General features: G+C 66.9%; 19 protein-coding genes. 11 read left to right on the top strand and 8 right to left on the bottom strand.

The window, feature by feature from the left end; all coding sequences use genetic code 11:
• Positions 1 to 52 precede the first annotated feature (52 nt).
• Positions 53 to 1462, top strand: coding sequence for a glycoside hydrolase family 28 protein (locus ACLB1G_RS03485; protein WP_491625796.1), 1410 nt, complete (start codon positions 53 to 55; stop codon positions 1460 to 1462).
• Here the strand turns inward: ACLB1G_RS03485 and ACLB1G_RS03480 are convergent.
• The 3 genes from ACLB1G_RS03480 to ACLB1G_RS03470 form a co-directional block, all read right to left on the bottom strand.
• Positions 1449 to 2153 (bottom strand): hypothetical protein, encoded by a 705-nt coding sequence (locus ACLB1G_RS03480; RefSeq protein WP_491625795.1) that lies wholly within the window; start codon positions 2151 to 2153, stop codon positions 1449 to 1451. The genes ACLB1G_RS03485 and ACLB1G_RS03480 overlap by 14 nt on opposite strands.
• Positions 2154 to 2268: 115 nt before the next feature.
• Complete coding sequence (locus ACLB1G_RS03475) at positions 2269 to 3207, bottom strand: gamma-glutamyl-gamma-aminobutyrate hydrolase family protein (protein WP_491625794.1); 939 nt, start codon at positions 3205 to 3207, stop codon at positions 2269 to 2271.
• A 64-nt stretch (positions 3208 to 3271) separates the two neighbouring features.
• Positions 3272 to 3598 (bottom strand): flagellar basal body rod C-terminal domain-containing protein, encoded by a 327-nt coding sequence (locus tag ACLB1G_RS03470; protein ID WP_491625793.1) that lies wholly within the window; start codon positions 3596 to 3598, stop codon positions 3272 to 3274.
• Between the two features lie 151 nt (positions 3599 to 3749).
• On the opposite strand from ACLB1G_RS03470, the gene ACLB1G_RS03465 reads away from it, so the two are divergent.
• From ACLB1G_RS03465 to trxC, 4 genes are all read left to right on the top strand, one after another.
• Entirely contained in the window at positions 3750 to 4616 is an 867-nt protein-coding gene (locus ACLB1G_RS03465) for an ABC transporter ATP-binding protein (RefSeq protein WP_491625792.1), read from the top strand.
• On the top strand, positions 4613 to 6193 hold the full coding sequence (locus ACLB1G_RS03460) for a hypothetical protein (RefSeq protein ID WP_491625791.1): 1581 nt from the start codon (positions 4613 to 4615) through the stop codon (positions 6191 to 6193). Before ACLB1G_RS03465 ends, ACLB1G_RS03460 begins: the two co-directional genes overlap by 4 nt.
• A 91-nt stretch (positions 6194 to 6284) precedes the next feature.
• On the top strand, positions 6285 to 6941 hold the full coding sequence (gene phaP / locus ACLB1G_RS03455; protein ID WP_491625790.1) for a TIGR01841 family phasin: 657 nt from the start codon (positions 6285 to 6287) through the stop codon (positions 6939 to 6941).
• Between the two features lie 65 nt (positions 6942 to 7006).
• Positions 7007 to 7465 (top strand): thioredoxin TrxC, encoded by a 459-nt coding sequence (gene trxC, locus ACLB1G_RS03450; RefSeq protein ID WP_491625789.1) that lies wholly within the window; start codon positions 7007 to 7009, stop codon positions 7463 to 7465.
• A 115-nt stretch (positions 7466 to 7580) separates the two neighbouring features.
• Here trxC and ACLB1G_RS03445 read toward each other — a convergent pair whose 3' ends face one another.
• Positions 7581 to 8039, bottom strand: a complete 459-nt coding sequence (locus tag ACLB1G_RS03445; RefSeq protein WP_491625788.1) for an RrF2 family transcriptional regulator — start codon at positions 8037 to 8039, stop codon at positions 7581 to 7583.
• Positions 8040 to 8182: 143 nt separating this feature from the next.
• On the opposite strand from ACLB1G_RS03445, the gene ACLB1G_RS03440 reads away from it, so the two are divergent.
• Positions 8183 to 8437, top strand: a complete 255-nt coding sequence (locus ACLB1G_RS03440) for a hypothetical protein (protein ID WP_491625787.1) — start codon at positions 8183 to 8185, stop codon at positions 8435 to 8437.
• Here the strand turns inward: ACLB1G_RS03440 and ACLB1G_RS03435 are convergent, their stop codons facing one another.
• Positions 8438 to 9616, bottom strand: a complete 1179-nt coding sequence (locus ACLB1G_RS03435) for a multidrug effflux MFS transporter (RefSeq protein ID WP_491625786.1) — start codon at positions 9614 to 9616, stop codon at positions 8438 to 8440.
• Between the two features lie 95 nt (positions 9617 to 9711).
• Here ACLB1G_RS03435 and epsC point away from each other — a divergent pair, with 95 nt between their 5' ends.
• A complete protein-coding gene (epsC, locus tag ACLB1G_RS03430; protein ID WP_491625785.1) occupies positions 9712 to 10635 on the top strand; it encodes a serine O-acetyltransferase EpsC in 924 nt (307 codons plus the stop codon).
• 9 nt (positions 10636 to 10644) lie between these two features.
• Here the strand turns inward: epsC and ACLB1G_RS03425 are convergent, their stop codons facing one another.
• Genes ACLB1G_RS03425 through ACLB1G_RS03415 form a run of 3 tightly spaced genes read right to left on the bottom strand, consistent with a single transcriptional unit; the run spans position 10645 to position 12986 of the window.
• Positions 10645 to 11496, bottom strand: coding sequence for a MetQ/NlpA family ABC transporter substrate-binding protein (locus ACLB1G_RS03425; protein WP_491625784.1), 852 nt, complete (start codon positions 11494 to 11496; stop codon positions 10645 to 10647).
• A 16-nt stretch (positions 11497 to 11512) separates the two neighbouring features.
• Positions 11513 to 12184, bottom strand: a complete 672-nt coding sequence (locus ACLB1G_RS03420; protein ID WP_491625783.1) for a methionine ABC transporter permease — start codon at positions 12182 to 12184, stop codon at positions 11513 to 11515.
• A complete protein-coding gene (locus tag ACLB1G_RS03415) occupies positions 12177 to 12986 on the bottom strand; it encodes a methionine ABC transporter ATP-binding protein (protein ID WP_491625782.1) in 810 nt (269 codons plus the stop codon). Before ACLB1G_RS03415 ends, ACLB1G_RS03420 begins: the two co-directional genes overlap by 8 nt.
• A 216-nt stretch (positions 12987 to 13202) precedes the next feature.
• Here ACLB1G_RS03415 and ssuE point away from each other — a divergent pair, with 216 nt between their 5' ends.
• The 4 genes from ssuE to ssuC are packed head-to-tail and all read left to right on the top strand — an operon-like array spanning position 13203 to position 16829.
• Entirely contained in the window at positions 13203 to 13796 is a 594-nt protein-coding gene (ssuE, locus tag ACLB1G_RS03410) for an NADPH-dependent FMN reductase (protein WP_491625781.1), read from the top strand.
• 9 nt (positions 13797 to 13805) lie between these two features.
• Complete coding sequence (locus ACLB1G_RS03405; protein ID WP_491625780.1) at positions 13806 to 14804, top strand: sulfonate ABC transporter substrate-binding protein; 999 nt, start codon at positions 13806 to 13808, stop codon at positions 14802 to 14804.
• A gap of 17 nt (positions 14805 to 14821) precedes the next feature.
• Entirely contained in the window at positions 14822 to 15973 is a 1152-nt protein-coding gene (gene ssuD / locus ACLB1G_RS03400; protein WP_491626023.1) for an FMNH2-dependent alkanesulfonate monooxygenase, read from the top strand.
• 1 nt (position 15974) lies between these two features.
• On the top strand, positions 15975 to 16829 hold the full coding sequence (ssuC, locus tag ACLB1G_RS03395) for an aliphatic sulfonate ABC transporter permease SsuC (RefSeq protein ID WP_491625779.1): 855 nt from the start codon (positions 15975 to 15977) through the stop codon (positions 16827 to 16829).
• The last annotated feature ends 92 nt before the right edge of the window (positions 16830 to 16921 follow it).

The raw sequence follows: 16921 nt of genomic DNA, 5'->3' as shown, positions 1-16921 counted from the left end.
CGCGCCCAGCTGGGCTAAGATAGTGCGCCGCTTTTTCCTTGCTGGAGGTCTCATGGCTCTCATATCCCCCGCGCGCCGTAAGCTGGTGCTGGCCGGCGCGGCGCTGCCGCTGGTAGGCGCCTGCGCCCAGCTGCCGCGCTCCTCGTCCACCGCGCTGCAGGAGGTGCGCGTGAGCGCGCCGTTCGACATGCCGTCCATCACCGTGCCGGACTTCTCGTCCAGCCGCCGCTTCCTGATCACCGATTACGGCGCCGCCCAGGACGACCTGCGCAAGACCTCCGAGGCCATCGCCAGGGCCATCACCGCCGCCAACTCGGCTGGCTCGGGCACCGTGGTGGTGCCGCCCGGGACTTGGCCCACCGGCAAGGTGCACCTGAAAAGCAATGTGAACCTGCACCTGTCCAAGGGTGCGACGCTGCTGTTCTCGGAAAACCCTGCCGATTACCTGCCGGCCGTGTTTACCACCTGGGAAGGCCTGGAGTGCTACAACTATTCGCCCCTGGTGTACGCCTACGAGTGCGAGAACGTGGCCATCACCGGCGAGGGCCGCCTGCAGGCCAAACTCGATGTGTGGAAGGTCTGGTATGCGCGCCCCAAGCCGCACATGGATGCGCTGGTCGCGCTGTACAACATGTCGGCCAAAGACGTGCCGGTGCAGCAGCGCCAGATGACCACGGGCGAAGCCAACCTGCGTCCGCAGTTCGTGCAGTTCAACCGCTGCCGCCATGTGCTGGTCGAGGATATCTCCATCAAGGACAGTCCGTTCTGGGTGGTGCACCCCTACCTGTGCCAGGACGTGGTGATACGCCGCGTGAAGATAGAGGCCCATGGCCACAACAACGATGGCGTCGATCCCGAGTCCAGCCAGAACGTGCTGATCGAGGATTGCGTGTTCGACCAGGGCGACGACGCCGTATCCGTCAAGTCCGGCCGCGACCGCGACGCCTGGCGCGTCGGCGTGGCGGCCCGCAACATCGTGATGCGCAATTGCCGCATCAGGAACGGCCACCAGTTGATGGCCATCGGCAGCGAGCTGTCGGGCGGCATCGAGAACGTGTGGGTCGATAACTGCCACTTCGACCACACCGGTTCCTCGGTGCGCAGCACCATCAACAACTTGCTGTACGTGAAGACCAACGAGCGGCGCGGCGGCTACGTGCGCAACATCCACATGTCCAACGTGAGCGCCTCCACCTCCATCCAGGGCGGGGTGCTGGCGGTGGAAACCGATGTGCTCTACCAGTGGAAAACCCTGGTGCCGACCTATGAGCGGCGCCTGACGCCCATCGAAGGCCTACACGTCAGCAACGTCACCGTCAACGACGCCGGTTTCCTGTGCCTGATCAAGGCCGAGCGGGAACTGCCGGTCAGGAACGTCACGCTGGATAACATCAAGGTCCAGCGCACCACCGGCCCGGCCATCATCACGGACTACGTGGAAGGCTTCGTCAACCGGGCTTGATGGCCTTGTTGAGCCGGGCGATCACGTCGTCCGGCACGCTCTTGCTGCACATGAGGTAGCGCTCGTTCCCGGCCGGCATGTCCTTGTAATGCAGCAGGCGCAGGCTGGCCGCCCGCTCGCCCGCGTGCGCCAACAGGTAGCTGCCTTCCTCCTCGGGGAGCAAGGTCAGGTCGGCGGCCCCCATGCTGATCAGCTGTATCAGCTTGGCGGTGGGCTCGGTCAGCACGGCGCGGGTGGGCTGGAGCCGGGTGATCAGGCGGTCCAGCTCGGCGCCGTAGGTGTAATTGTCCTTGACCAGCAAGCGCGTCTCGCGGCTGCGCAGCGCCTCCTCCAGCGTGGCATGGCCGCGCGCCGCGAAGGCGGGATGGGCCAGCACTATCCAGGCTTTATCCCGGTAGATGGACTTGGTGAACTTGGCGAACTGCTCGCGCCCGGGCATGCGGAACCAGCCGATGGTGCAGTTGGGCGTGCTGTCTTCCTTGACCATCATCAGCTGGCGGTTGCTCGGCACCTGCACCCAGGTGACGGGGATGCCGGCCGCCTTGAACGCGGCGGTGGCGGGGGCCCCCGTCAGGCCGCCGGGGCCGCCGTCGGCCCCGCCCAACAGGTAAGGCGGGCGTACGCTGTAGGTGACGGTGATGGCGGGACCGGTGGCGCAGGCGTGGCCGGCCAGCAGGCTTGCCGTTGCCATCCACCATGCGCCGCGCCGCTTCCCCATCAGTCCCGCTCCCGGTTGTCCAGGGCTGAGTCTACACTGCGATGTATGTTCAGACAACTGAAAGTCACACGCCCGCCCGGCGCCCCGCTCAGAAGCGGGTTTCCCGGGCCACGCGCAGGAAGTTGTCCAGGATGGGCGTGCAGTCCAGCAGTTCGACGCCGCCGGCGCGGTGGAATTCCGGGTGCCATTGCAAGCCCATGACAAAGGGCGCCTTGCGGTAGCGTATGGCTTCTATCATGTTGTCCGGCACGGACAGGGCTTCCACTTCCATGTCGCGCCCCAGCTGCTTGACGGCCTGGTGGTGGATGGAGTTGACCAGGCCGCCGCGCGTACCCTTCAGCATGCGGCCCAGCGAGGAACCGGCCGGGAAGCTGATTTCGTGGCGGTGGCGGTCGTACAGGTCGTGCACGTGAGGCAGGGCTTCGGGTACGTCGGTGGCGATGTCCTGGTACAGCGAGCCGCCGAAGGCCACGTTGATCAGCTGGCAGCCACGGCAGATGCCCAGCACCGGCTTGCCCGCTTCCACGAATTCATGCAGCAGTTCCAGCTCGTACATGTCGCGCGCGCGGTCGCCGCTCCATTCGGGCCGGGTCGGGGTTTCGGAATAGCTTTGCGGCGAGACGTCGGCGCCGCCCTGCAGCACCAGGCCGTCCAGGTGGCGCGCATAGTCGCGCAGGCGGATGTTGCTAGGGTGTAGCAGGCCGCTGGTGTTGACGGTCGGTATCATGAACACCAGCACATCGCGCGACATCACCCACTGGGCGATGGACTCCTCGAGGTACTGCAGGTTCTTGCTGCGCAGCCCGGTGGCGCCCGGTTCGGGGTGGAAGATGCGGGCCGAAACGCCGATGTGCAGGGGGCGCTGGATGATGTGGCGGGTGGCGGCGGCCGCGATGCGGCGGTAGCGCGCCTGTATCACCCGGCCCCACAGGCTGAACACGGTGTCGCCCGGGTCCAGGTAGCGCGGCGCGTCGTCGCGGTCGGTGCTGCGGCGTTTGTGATGGGGGCCATCCGATCCTTCACTCATCCTGCGCTACTCCCTTGGTCTGCAAGGCTAGAGTGTGCCACAAGCGCGGTGGCGGGGGCGTCCGCTAGGCCCGGATGTCCAGTAGCGTACCCAACTGCTGGTCGGCGGCCTGCACCACCTTGGCGGACAGCTGGAACTGGGCCTGGTAGACCAGCGAGTTGACGTTCTCGCTGGCGAAGTCGGTGCCGCTGGCGCCGTCGGCCTGGGCCATCTGCACGCCCTGGGCGGACAGGGTGACGCCGCTGCCGGCCGGCGCAGCCTCGGACATTCCGGCGCGCTGCGGCTGGAAGCCCTGGGTCCCCATGTTGGCCACGTTGTGCGCGGACACGCCCAGCGCACCTTGCGCCGCATTCATCCCGCTGGCTCCCGCGGCGAGTGCTGTAACAGTCATTCATTCCTCCTGGCAACAACGAGATTGTACGCCTGTTGCCGTGGAGCACGATACGGCGGCGTAAATATCGTCCCGCCTTACCACAGAGTTGCAACACTGCCAGCGCATGAGTCATCATGGTCGCGGGTATCATTAATCACAAGGAAACCGGATGCTGGAATTGCGCAAGGTAGTCAAGACCTTCGACAAGGGGTTCAAGGCGGTGGACGATGTCAGCCTGCTGCTGGAGCCGGGCGTGGTGGGACTGATCGGCCACAATGGCGCCGGCAAGACCACGCTGATGCAGATGATCGCCACCCTGACCAAACCGACCAGCGGCCAGATCCTGTTTGACGGGGTGGACATCGCCAAACGGCCGGATGCGATCCGCCGCCGGCTCGGCTTCCTGCCGCAGGACTTCGGCGTCTATCCCAACCTCAGCGCGCTGGAATTTCTGCAGTATTTTGCTGCCCTCAAGGGCGTGCGCGACCCGGCCCGGCTGCGCACCCTGCTGGAGCTGGTCAACCTGCAGGACCATGCGCACCGCCAGGCAGCCGGCTTCTCGGGCGGCATGCGGCGCCGGCTGGGCATCGCCCAGGCCCTGCTGAACGATCCCGATATACTGATCGTGGACGAGCCCACCGCCGGCCTGGACCCGGAGGAGCGGCTGCGCTTCCGCCACCTGTTGTCGGAAATCGGCTTCAACAAGCTGGTGATCGTGTCCACCCACATCGTGTCCGATATCGAGAACATGGCGGGCCGGCTGGCCATCATGCGGCGCGGCCGGCTGATCGCCTATGACACGCCGGACAGCTTTGTCAGCCAGGCGCGCGCCCGGCTGTGGAGCGTGACCGTGGACGCGGACGACTATGAACTGCTGCGCCAGCAGGTGCAAGTGCTGCAGGCGCAGCGCCATGCAGGCGGCATTACCCTGCGCATCGCCCACGACCGCTCGCCTTTCCCCGGCGCGGCGCCGGCCGAGCCTACCCTGGAGGAAGCGCTGATGACGCAGCGCTACGCCATCCAGGACGCGGCATGAGCGCGCTGGCGATACGCGGCATGCTGCAGGCCGAGCTGCGCCTGCGCCTGCGCCGCACCGGCACCCTGGTGACCTTGCTGGCGCTGGTGGCCCTGACCTGGGCCATGGTGCCCGATCCCGCCACCGGCCAGGCCATGATCTCGGTCGATGGCGCGCGGGCGCGCTATACCAGCACCTGCCTGGCCCTGTGCAGCGCGCTGCTGGCGGCGCTGGCCCTGGGCCTGGCTGGCTTCTACCTGCTGCGCGGCCGCATGGGCGAGGATTTGCGTAGCGGAGTAGGGATGGCGCTGGCCGCCACCCCGGTCGGCAACGGCGTTTTCCTGCTGGGCCGCTGGCTGGCCAGCGTGGCCTACCTGTGCGTACTGGTGCTGGTGTTCCAGCTGGCCATGCTGGCCATGCATGTGCTGCGTGGCGAAGGGCCGATCGAACCGGGCATCTACCTGCAAACCTACGCCCTGGTGCTGCTGCCGGTGATACTGTTCAGCGCCAGCATGGCCCTGCTGTTCGACGCCTGGGGCCCGCTGACCGGCAAGGCCGGGGACGTGCTGTACATGCTGCTGTTCCTGGCGCAGATGGGGACGGTGGTGGCGGTGATCACCCGGCCGGGCCAGTGGTCGCCGGCGCTGCTGGTGGATTTTGGCGGCAGCGGCTCGGTGGTCAAGCTGCTGCAAACGGCGCTGCACAGCAATGAGGTCAGCGTCGGCAGCGCGCCCTTCGACCCGGCGCTAACGCCGCTGGTACTGCCGGCCGTGCCTTGGGACGCCGCCATGGTGTGGAGCCGCGTCGGCTGCGCGCTGGTGGCCATGCTGCCGCTGCTGCCCGCACTAGCGCTGTTTCACCGCTACGAGCCGCAGAAGGTGCGCATCGCGGCGCGCGCCGGTGGGGCCGAGCGCTGGTCGCCGCTGGCGCTGCTCAACCGTGCGCTGCGCCCGCTGTCGCGTGCGGCCGCGCCGCTGTACGCACTGGCGGCGCGCCTGCCGGGCGTGCTGGGCGAAGCAGTGGCGGTGCTGGCGCTGGCCTTGAGCGCCAATCCCGCCGCCGTGGCGGCCGTGCTGGCGCTGCAGCTGTGCGGCTGGAGCGTAGCCAGTGCCGCGCTGCCCGGCGTGCTGATTGCCGCCACGGCCATCTGGGGCATCCTGGTGAGCGAATTCAGCGTGCGCGACCTGCGCTACGGCGTGGACGCCATCGCGGCGGCCGCGCCCGGCGGCGCACTGCGCCGCTATGGCGCCCAGCTGCTGGCGGCGCTGTTGCTGGGCGCCCTGCTGACGGCGCCGGTGGGGCTGCGCTGGCTGGCGCAGGCGCCGCTGCTGGCGGCGGCCCTGGCCAGCGGCTTATGCATGCTGGCGGCGGCTGCTGCGGTGCTGGGCCTGGCCAGCCGCGGTTCGCGCACCTTCCTGGCGCTGTTCCTGTTCGGCCTGTACGTGGCCACCCAGACCCGCGCCGTGCCGGCGCTGGACGTGGTGGGCTTCAACGGCGCCGCCACCGCTGGCTCTGTGCTGTGGCAGACCGCCGCCGCAGTGCTGCTGGGGGCGCTCGGGTGCGGGCTCGCGGCCCGTACACAAGGTGGGCACCTTTGATGTAGATCATGCCCGCAAGGTGGCCGGGTCTTAGCCTGACCGTTCGCGCCCATGGCGCGTCATCGACCACCTTTTTTTCGGAGGCATCAGCATGTATCCCTATTCCGAATCCCTTACCCCCGCAGCCCGCAACCATCTCGAAGCCCAGATGTCGTTCTTCAACGACATGACCAGGTCGCTGTTCCGCACGGCCCAGCAATACCAGGAACTCAATTTGCAACTGGCCCAGACCCTGCTGGAGGAAAGCGCCATCACCGGCCAGCGCATCTTCAGCGCCAACCGCCCCACCGAGGCCATCACGGCGGCGGCCTCGCACGCCCAGCCCGCCACCGACAAGCTGTGCGCCTACCACCAGCATATCTCGCGCATGGCGGCCGACACCCAGGCCAACCTGGCCCAGGTGGCCGAGCAGCACGCGGTGGAAACCAGCCGCACCGCCAAGGCCCTGGCCGAGGAGGTGGCGCGCGTCACCAGCGAGGAAACCGAAAAAGGCTTGCGCGCCCAGCAGGAAGCGGTGCGCAAGTTCACGGATCCCTTCCAGCGCGCTGCCGACGGCGCCGCACGACCGCAGCAGGACGGGCAGGCGGGCGATCAGCACCTCGGCCCGGGCGCGCAGCACCGCAGTGCGAACGGTAGCGATGCGCGCGAGCACACCGCTTCCGCCGGCGCGCCGGCCGCCTCAGCCACGCAGGCCGCCCACACGGCCCAGGGCGGCAAGCAACAACCGGGCGTACGCAAGGACAGCTGAGGCGTCCGGCAAGACCGGACGCGATGATTTATCATGCGCTCTGCATTGAAACACGGAGATTGCGCATGAGTACGTCCACCAGCACGCAGCCGGAAGCGCTGCACATCGTTTGCCCCCATTGCGACGCGGTCAACCGCGTCCCCGCCGCGCGCCTGGCGCAGCATCCGGTGTGCGGCAAATGCCAGAAGGAGTTGTTCACCGGCCAGCCCACCGACCTGGGCAGCGCGCGCTTCCTCAAGCACATCGAGCGCAGCGACTTGCCGGTGCTGGTGGATTTCTGGGCGCCATGGTGCGGTCCGTGCCGCACCATGGCGCCGTTCTACGCCCAGGCCACGCAGGGCCTGGAACCGTACTATCGCGTGGTGAAAGTCAATACCGAAGAAGCCCAGGACCTGGCCGCGCGCTACGCCATCCGCAGCATCCCCACCCTGGCCCTGTTCAAGGGCGGGCGCGAAGTGGCGCGCCAGCCGGGCGCCATGGATGCGGCCAACATCATGGCCTGGGCCCGGCAGAACAACCGCTAAGCCGTGGAAGCAGAGAACTTGTTTCAACGTGAGCAGGGCTAGGCGCGGCGACGAAGACAGTGCGCCTGCACGGCTAGGAGCCGTAACGACGCCATGGTCATGTTGAAACAAGTTCTCAATGGTGGGCGGCGCCGCGGATGAATTGCAGTATTTGCGCGCCGCCGGGCGTCGCTTCGTCGTGCATGACGTCGGCCAGGGTCACCTTGTCCAGCTCCGCCAGGAAGGCGCGCATGGCGGCGGCCAGCACGCCCTTGAGCTTGCAGCCCGGCGTCAGCGGGCAGGCGTCGCTGGACTGGTCGAAGCACTCGGCGATGAAGAAATCGCTCTCGGTCTGTCGCACCAGGGCGCCAATGTTGATCTCGGCCGGGTCGCGGCCCAGGCGCAGGCCGCCGTTACGTCCGCGCACGGTCTCGATCAGGCCGGACTGCCCCAGCTCGTAGACCACTTTCATCAAGTGGTTTTTCGATATCTTGTGCATGTCGGCGATGTCCTGGATGGTCACCAGTTTGTCGCGGCTGGCGCTCAGGTGGAGCAGCGTGCGCAAGGAATAATCGGTAAAGGAAGTCAGACGCATGGTAGGGCAGGTTGCTCACCCCTCATTTCACATCCTGGTATTGTAGCACCGCGCCAGGTGGCCGGTGGGGCGTGTGCGCTGGCGTACCGACGCCGGACCCGGCCGGCCGCACACTGCGCTGCAAGCAAACAAAGGAGCATGCCATGGAGCTTAGCGAAGAGACGCGCCGCCAGTTTATCCAGGAACTGTGGCGGCGCTTCGAGGATTTGCAGCAGTGGGCGGTGGACAACTGGCCGGACCGCGACCATCCGCTGTCCAGCGCCGATTTTGTCGAGGCCCGCAAGGAAATCCTGGGCCTGCGCGCCCCGCACCAGTCGGCCGCCACGCCCAGGGACGCTGCCGAACCCGAGGACGGCGGCCCGCAGTACGTGGACGTGACGCCCGCGCCCTGGCCCTGATCAGTCCTTGCCGTCGCGCGGCAGGGCCAGCACCAGCGCCACGGTGGCGATGGCCAGTCCCACGGCCACGCCGCAGGCCAGCTTGAAGGCGCTGTCGAACAGCAGCGGCGCCACCAGGCCGGAGACGGCGGCAAACAGCAGCATCTGCACGAACGATTGCAGGGAGGCCGCCAGCCCGCTGTTGTCGGGGAAGTGGTTCATGGCCATCAGGGTCATGGGCGGCATGGTGAGCGCCATGGCAAAGGCGTAGCCGAACAGCGGCAGCACGGCCCACGGCACCTCGGCCGCGTACAGGTAGTTGTAGCCAACGTTGGCGGCGGTGGACAGCGCCATCAGCGCATAGCCGGTCCAGACCTGGGCCCGCGGCGTATAGCGGTGCGCGAATTTGGCCGACAGGGCCGAGCCCAGCACCATGCCGCTGATCAGCGGGATGAACATCCAGGCAAAGGCCGTTTCCGGCAGGCGCAGGATGTTCATCACGAAGTAGGCGGCCGAGCCTATGTACAGCGCGAAACCGGAAAAGCTCATGCCTAGCGCCACGGCCAGCAGCAGGAACTGGCGGTGGCGCAGCACCTTCCAGTAGTTGGCCGCGATCACGCCCGGGTGGAAGGCGTGGCGCCTGGCGGGCGGCAGGCTTTCCGGCAGCCAGCGCTGTACGGCCACCATCATCAGCACGGCGAAGGCGGCCAGGAACCAGAAGATCGAGCGCCAGCCATGGGTCACCTGCAGCCAGCCGCCCAGCACCGGCGCAATCGCGGGCGCCAGGCCGAACACCATCATGATATGCGACAGGATCTTTTGCGCGGCCGCGCCCTCGAAGCGGTCCTGTACGATGGCGCGTCCCACCACCGAACCGGCGCCGGCCGCCAGGCCCTGCACGATGCGGCAGGCCAGCAGCACGCCCAGCGAGGGCGCCAGCGCCGCGCCCACGGAGGCCAGCACGTACAGCGCCAGCGACCACAGGATCACCGGGCGGCGGCCGAAGGAATCGGACAGGGTGCCGTAGAACAGCATCATGAAGGCAAAGCAGAACAGGAACATGCTCAGGGTCTGCTGCACCAGGATGGGACTGGCGTCGAAAGTGCGGGCGATGGCCGGGAACGAGGGCAAATAGGTGTCGATGGCCAGCGGGCCGACCATGGTCAGGCCGGCCAGCAGCACGGTAAGCAGGAAATTCATGGAAGGGGTATTGTTCAGGATTGACCGCGCATTGTACGTCAGGTGGGCAGCGGTTATCATCAAAAACCTGAATTGCAAGCAAACTGGAAACAACCATGACCATCGACACCTATGACGGCACCGGCGTCAAGCCTACGCACTGGAACCTGGGCAGCGTCATCGAGCAGCTGCGCGTGTCGCGCGAAGCCACCCACAACATCCGCCACCATGGCAAGGTACGCGAACTGCCGTCGCGCGAGGCGCTCAGCATCATCGTCAACGGCCTGCAGGCGGCGCTGTTCCCCACCCATTACGGGCGGCCCAACCTGACCGACGAAAGCATCGATTATTTTGTCGGCGACACCCTGAACACCACCCTCAACCGCCTCAGCGAGCAGGTGCGGCGCGGCCTGCAGTTCAATGCCGACGACACGGTGCCGGACGAACCGGCCCTGACCCGGCAGGCACACGACATCACGCGCCAGTTCGCGGCCGGACTGCCGGAAATCCGCGCGCTGCTGGTGTCGGACGTGCTGGCCGCCTATTCGGGCGACCCGGCCGCCACCTCGGTGGCCGAGATCATGCTGTGCTATCCGGGCACCATCGCCATCCTGCATTACCGCCTGGCGCATTTGCTGCACAAGCTGGGCGTGCCTTTCCTGGCGCGCCTGGTGTGCGACATCAGTCATTCGCTGACCGGGATCGATATCCACCCCGGCGCCACCATAGGCGGCAGCTTCTTCATCGACCATGGCACCGGCGTGGTGATAGGCGAGACCGCCATCATCGGCCAGCGCGTGCGCCTGTACCAGCATGTCACGCTGGGCGCCAAGCGCTTCCCGGCCGACGAACAGGGCGTGCTGATCAAGGGCGTGCCGCGCCACCCCATCGTGGAGGACGACGTGGTGATCTACGCCGGCGCCACTATCCTGGGCCGCATCACCATAGGCGCCGGCTCCACCATAGGCGGCAACGTGTGGCTGACCCAGAGCGTCCCGCCGGGCAGCAGCGTGTCGCAGGCGCAGATGCAGAACAGCTGATGCCTGGGTTTATTTAACCTTTGCCTTGGCGGCCGGCTTGGCCAGCTGGGCTTCCAGCTGCAGCTGGTCGTCGGTCTTGGCCAGGTCCGGGAAGCGCTGGTTGGTGATATCGAGGAATTCGCGCGAGCGGTAGGCGGCGGCCAGGTCGCGTGCGAACGGCTTGTCCTTGTCGGCCGTGCGCACCGCCGCCAGGTTGACGTAGGAGGGCGAAATCTTTTCGGTGACCAGGGCGTCCTTGAGCTTCAGGCCGGAGGCCACGGCGAAGTTCCCGTTGATGAAGGCGTAGTCGGTATCCTGCAGGGAGCGCGGCAGCTGCGCCGCTTCCAGCGGAATCAGCTTGATCTTTTTAATGTTGACCGCCACGTCTTTTTCCGAGGCCTTGAGCGGGTCGGTTTTCTCGCGCAGCTGTATCCAGCCCAGCTGCGACAGCACCACCAGCGCACGCGCCTGGTTGGTCGGGTCGTTGGGCAAGGCCACGCGGGCGCCTTCCTTCACTTCCGCCAGCGTCTTGTGCTTGCTGCTGTAGAGCGCGATGGGGGCGGTGGGTACGGTGACGATGTCGGTCAGGGCCAGCTTGTGGTCGGCCTTGAACTTGTTCAGGTAGACGATGTGCTGGAACACGTTGGCGTCCAGCGAACCTTCGGCCAGGGCGAAGTTGGGCTGTATATAGTCGTTGAATTCCACGATCTTTACCTTGTAGCCTTTTTTCTCCAGGATGGGCTTGATGCCCAGCTTGAGCGGGTCGGCGTAGGGACCGGCGCTGGTGCCGATCACGATTTCGTTGGCGTCCTTGGCAAAGGAAGGCGCGGCGGCGGTCAGCGCCAGCGCGGCGGCCAGCAGGGTGCGGCGGGTGATGTTCATGATGTCCTTTGTATGCTTAGCGTTTGTCGAGTTTTTTGGCGATGCGGCTGCCGGTGAACTGTATCAGCTGCACCAGCACGATCAGCACCGCCACCGTGGCGACCATGACGTCGGTCTCGAAGCGGTAATAGCCGTAGCGGATGGCGAGGTCGCCAATGCCGCCGCCGCCCACCACCCCGGCCACGGCCGAATAGGACAGGAAGCTGATCGCCAGCACCGTCAGCGCCGACACCAGCCCGGCGCGCGCCTCCACCAGCAGCACGCGCAGCACGATCTGCAGTTCCGTCGCGCCCATGGCGTGCGCCGCCTCGATCACGCCGCGCGGCACTTCGCGCAGGCTTTGCTCGACCATGCGGGCGAAATAGGGGATGGCCGCGAACGACAGCGGTACGGCCGCCGCCAGCGGACCGATGGAGGTGCCGGCGATCAAGCGCGTGAACGGCACCAGCGCCACCAGCAGGATGATGAAGGGGAAGGAGCGCACCGTATTCACCAGCCAGCCCAGCACCAGGGCGGCCGGGCGGTTCTGCAGCGACTGGCCTTCGGACACCAGGAACAGCAAGATGCCCAGCGGGCCTCCGATGAAGATGGCGCTGCCCAGGCCTATGCCCAGCATGGTCAGGGTTTGCAGCAGGGCTTCCCACATCTCGGGCAGCATGGCGGCGATGTTGTTCCAGGACTCAAGCATGGACCGCCTCCCGTGCCTGTGCATGGGCAGCCCGGGCATACTCGGACAGTTCGCGTCCCAGCACGGTCTTGCGCGGCGCGCCGTCGTCCAGCGCGAACAGTTCGGCGATGGCGCCGTCTTCCACCACGGCGGCGCGGTGGCAGATCTCGCCCAGCACCGACAATTCATGGCTGACGAAGACGATGGTCACGCCCAGGCGGCGGTTGATGTCCTGCAGGGTGGCCAGTAAAGCGCGGGTGGTTTCGGAATCCAGCGCGGAAGTCGGCTCGTCGCACAGCAGCACGGCCGGCTTGCTGGCCAGGGCGCGGGCGATGGCCACGCGCTGTTTCTGGCCGCCGGACAGCTGGGCCGGATAGACCTCCGCCTTGCCGCCCAATTCCACCAGGGCCAGGCAGTCGCCCACGCGCTCGGCGATCTGCTCTTTGCTGTAGCCGCCGTGTATGCGCAGCGGGAAGGCCACGTTGTCGTACACGGTGGCGTTCTGCAGCAGGTTGAACTGCTGGAATATCATGCCGATATGGCTGCGCGCCTCGCGCAGCTCGCGCTTGGACAGGGCGGTCAGTTCCTGGCCGGCGACTGTGATGGTGCCCGCATCCGGGCGCTCCAGCAGGTTGAGCAAGCGTAGCAGGGTGGATTTGCCGGCGCCGCTCTTGCCGATCAAGCCGAAGATTTCGCCGGCGGCGATGTCCAGCGTGACATCGCGTACGGCCTGGAAGCGGCTGCCGCCGGGGAGTGAAAACGCCTTGCTGGCGTGTTCGACCCGTATCAGCGGGACGGTGGATGAACTGCTCAAATGACTCATGTAAGGGTATCTGAAGTGGGCGGCCGGCTGGATCGCAGCGCGGCGCAAGACCGCGCAGTATGCCTTCGGCGCCTTATGCTTGCCACGATTTATTTTTGCTTTGCATATGCGTTTAAAGCATAAAAAGGGCAGCGCATATCAAAACATAAAAGTATTCGTTTTGATTTGACGGGGGCAGGCCTAAGCTCTGGTCACGCGTATATCGGGGACCGTACCATGACCATACTCCTGCTCAGCGGCAGCCCAGCCGCCCACTCCAGCTCCGCCCGGCTGCTCCAGCATGTCGGCGACCGCCTGGCCGTGCTCGGCCACCGCGTCAGCAAGCTGCACATCCGCGACCTGCCGGCGCGCGCCCTGCTGCACGCCGACTGCGAAGATGCCCAGATCAGGCGCGCGCTGGACGACGTGGCCCAGGCCGACGCCATCATCATCGGCACCCCGATCTACAAGGCGGCCTACACCGGCCTGCTCAAGACTTTCCTTGACCTGCTGCCGCAGGATGGGCTGAACGGCAAGCTGGTGCTGCCGATCGCCACCGCCGGCAGCCAGTCGCACGTGCTGGCGCTCGACTACGCGCTGCGTCCCGTGCTGCAGGCGCTTGATGCGCGCCAGGTGCTGACCAGCATCTACGCCACCTCGCAGCAGCTGGTGTGGAACGAGGGCAGCGGCCTGGCCATCGACCAGGCCATCGCCTGGCGCGTGACGGCCGGCCTGGAGGCGCTGTCCTCCGGATTGCGCGTGCTGCAGCAGGAGGCGGAACTGGCTGACGCCCTGCACGTGGCGGCCCAACCCGTGCGCCTGGCGCGCTGAGGAGAGAGCATGACTGTTGAACACAAGCGGCGCGCGCGCCGCCACACCCTGGGCCTGCTGTTTGCCGCCGGCGTGCTGGCCGCGTCGGGCCCTAACCAGGCGGTGGCCCAGCAGGCCGCGCAGGAAGTCCAGGTGTTACGGATAGGCTACCAGAAATACGGCACGCTAACCCTGCTGAAGGGGCGCGGCACGCTGGAAAAACGGCTGGCGGCTAAAAACATCAGCGTGAAATGGACCGAATTCCCGTCCGGTCCGCCGCTGCTGGAGGGCTTGAACGTGGGCAGCATCGATGTCGGCTCGGTGGGCGAAGCGCCGCCCATTTTTGCCCAGGCGGCCGGCGCCAATCTGGTGTATGTGGCCAACGAGCCGCCGGCGCCGGGCGGCGAAGCCATCATCGTCCCCAAGGATTCCAGGCTGCGCAGCCTGGCTGAGCTGAAAGGCAAGAAGGTGGCGCTCAACAAAGGCTCGAACGTGCACTACCTGCTGGTCAAGGCGCTGGAAAAAGCCGGGCTGGCCTACAGCGACATCCAGGTGGCCTACCTAGCCCCGGCCGACGCCCGCGCCGCCTTCGAACGCGGCAGCGTGGACGCCTGGGTGATCTGGGACCCGTTCCTGGCCGCCGCCGAGAAGCAGCTGGGCGCGCGCGTGCTGGCCGATGGCAAGGGACTGGTGTCCAACCACCAGTTCTACCTGGCCTCGCGCAGCTACGCCGAGCGCAACCCGGACATCGTGCGCATCATCATCGAGGAGCTGGCCAAGGTCGATGCCTGGGGCGAGAAACATCCCGGCGAAGCGGCGGCCGTGCTGGCCCGGCAGACCAGCCTCGATCCGGCTGTGGTGGCGCTGGCCGTCTCGCGCTTTGCCTGGGGCGTGAAGCCCATCACACCGGAAGTGCTGGAACAGCAGCAGAAAGTGGCGGACGCCTTCTCCCATTTGAAACTGATCCCCAAACCCATCGCGGTCAAGGATGCACAGCCGCCGCTGAAGGTGGCGCAGGCCACGCACTGAAAGGAAACACGATGTCGTTGAATGTATTCTGGTTCATCCCCACCCACGGCGACAGCCGTTATCTCGGCACCTCCCGGGGGGCGCGCGCCATTGATGCCGACTACCTGCAGCAGGTGGCCGTGGCCGCCGACTCGCTGGGCTACGACGGCGTGCTGCTGCCCACCGGCCGTTCCTGTGAGGACGCCTGGGTGGTGGCCTCGTCGCTGATACACTCCACCAAAAAGCTGAAATTCCTGGTCGCGGTGCGGCCCGGCCTGTCCACGCCCGGGCTGGCGGTGCGCATGGCCGCCACCTTCGACCGCCTGTCCAGGGGCCGCTTGCTGATCAACGTGGTCACGGGCGGCGACCAGGGCGAGCTGGAAGCGGACGGCCTGTTTGCCGACCACGCCAAGCGCTATGAAATCTCGGATGAATTCATCCGCGTGTGGCGCGCCTCGCTGGCAGGCGAGGGCGGCGACAAGGGCTATGACTTCGAGGGCAGGCATATCAAGGTCAAGGGCGCCCGCACCCTGTATCCGGCGGTGCAGAAGCCGCACCCGCCGCTGTATTTCGGCGGCTCCTCGGAGCCGGCGCACGAACTGGCGGCGCAGCAGATGGACGTGTATCTCACCTGGGGCGAGCCGCCGGCCGCCGTGGCCGGGAAAATCGCCGACGTGCGCGCCCGCGCCGCCCGATATGGCCGCACGCTGCACTTCGGCATCCGTTTGCACGTGATCGTGCGCGAAACCAACGAAGCCGCATGGCGCGCCGCCGATGAACTGATCAGCCACCTGGACGACGAGACCATCGCCAAGGCCCAGGCTTCGCTGGGCAAGATGGATTCGGTCGGCCAGCAGCGCATGGCCGCGCTGCACGGCGGCCGCCGCGACAAGCTGGAAGTGTCGCCCAACCTGTGGGCCGGGGTCGGCCTGGTGCGCGGCGGCGCCGGCACCGCGCTGGTGGGCGATCCGGAGACGGTGGCGGCCCGCATCCGCGAATACCAGGAGCTGGGCATAGAGACCTTCATCTTTTCCGGCTATCCGCACCTGGAGGAATCCTACCGCTTCGCCGAGCTGGTGTTCCCGCTGCTGGGCAAGGGCAAGGAGGTTGGCGAGCAATCCATCACCGGGCCGTTCGGCGAGGTGATGGCGACCGGTATCGTGCCGGATTCTGGCAAGAAGGCGGCCTGACATGGGCGCCAACTATACCGCCGGCCTGCCCGGCAGCGTCGGCCTGCCGCGCGCCGCAGCCAGGCCGGCCCGCAAGCCCGCCCGTGCTGCGTCCGGCCGCCAGCAGCACGGCGCCTGGACCGCATGGATACTGCCGGTGCTGCTGGTCGCCGGCTGGCAGGTCGCGTCCCAGCTTGGCTGGCTGTCCAGCCGCATCCTGCCGGAACCGTGGGCCGTGGCCAAGGCCTTCTGGACACTGGCCGCCTCGGGCGAGCTGTGGATACATTTGCGCACCAGCCTGTGGCGCGCGGTGACCGGCTTTGCCATCGGCGGCGGCCTGGGTCTGGCGCTGGGCCTCTTGACCGGCAGCTTCCGCCGCGCCGAAACCCTGCTCGACACCACCCTGCAAATGGTGCGCAACATCCCGGCCCTGGCCCTGATCCCGCTGGTCATCCTGTGGTTCGGGATCGACGAGACGGCCAAGCTGTTCCTGCTGGCCGTGGGCGTGTTCTTCCCGGTCTACCTGAACACCTTCCACGGCATCCGCTCCGCCGACCAGGGCTTGATCGAGATGGCGCGCAGCTACGGCCTGTCCGGCTGGCCGCTGTACCGCGACGTGATCCTGCCGGCTGCGCTGCCGTCCATCCTGGTTGGCGTGCGCTTCTCGCTGGGCCTGGTGTGGGTGTTGCTGATCGTGGCCGAAACCATCTCGGCCCAGGCCGGCATCGGTTACATGACCATGAATGCGCGCGAATTCCTGCAGACCGACGTGGTCCTGGTCGGCATCCTGCTGTACGCGCTGCTGGGCAAGCTGGCCGATTTGCTGTCGCGTGCGCTGGAGCGCTATTTCCTGCGCTGGAACCCGGCGTACCGTTAAGGCTAGAACATCATGCTGCACACCGCATCCCCCATTGAAGCCGACCTGCTGTCGGTGTTTTCTCCCAGCGTGGGGGGGGGGGAGGGGGGGGG

Source organism: Duganella kummerowiae, assembly GCF_053572355.1.
This window is presented reverse-complemented; position numbering and strand designations above follow the sequence as displayed.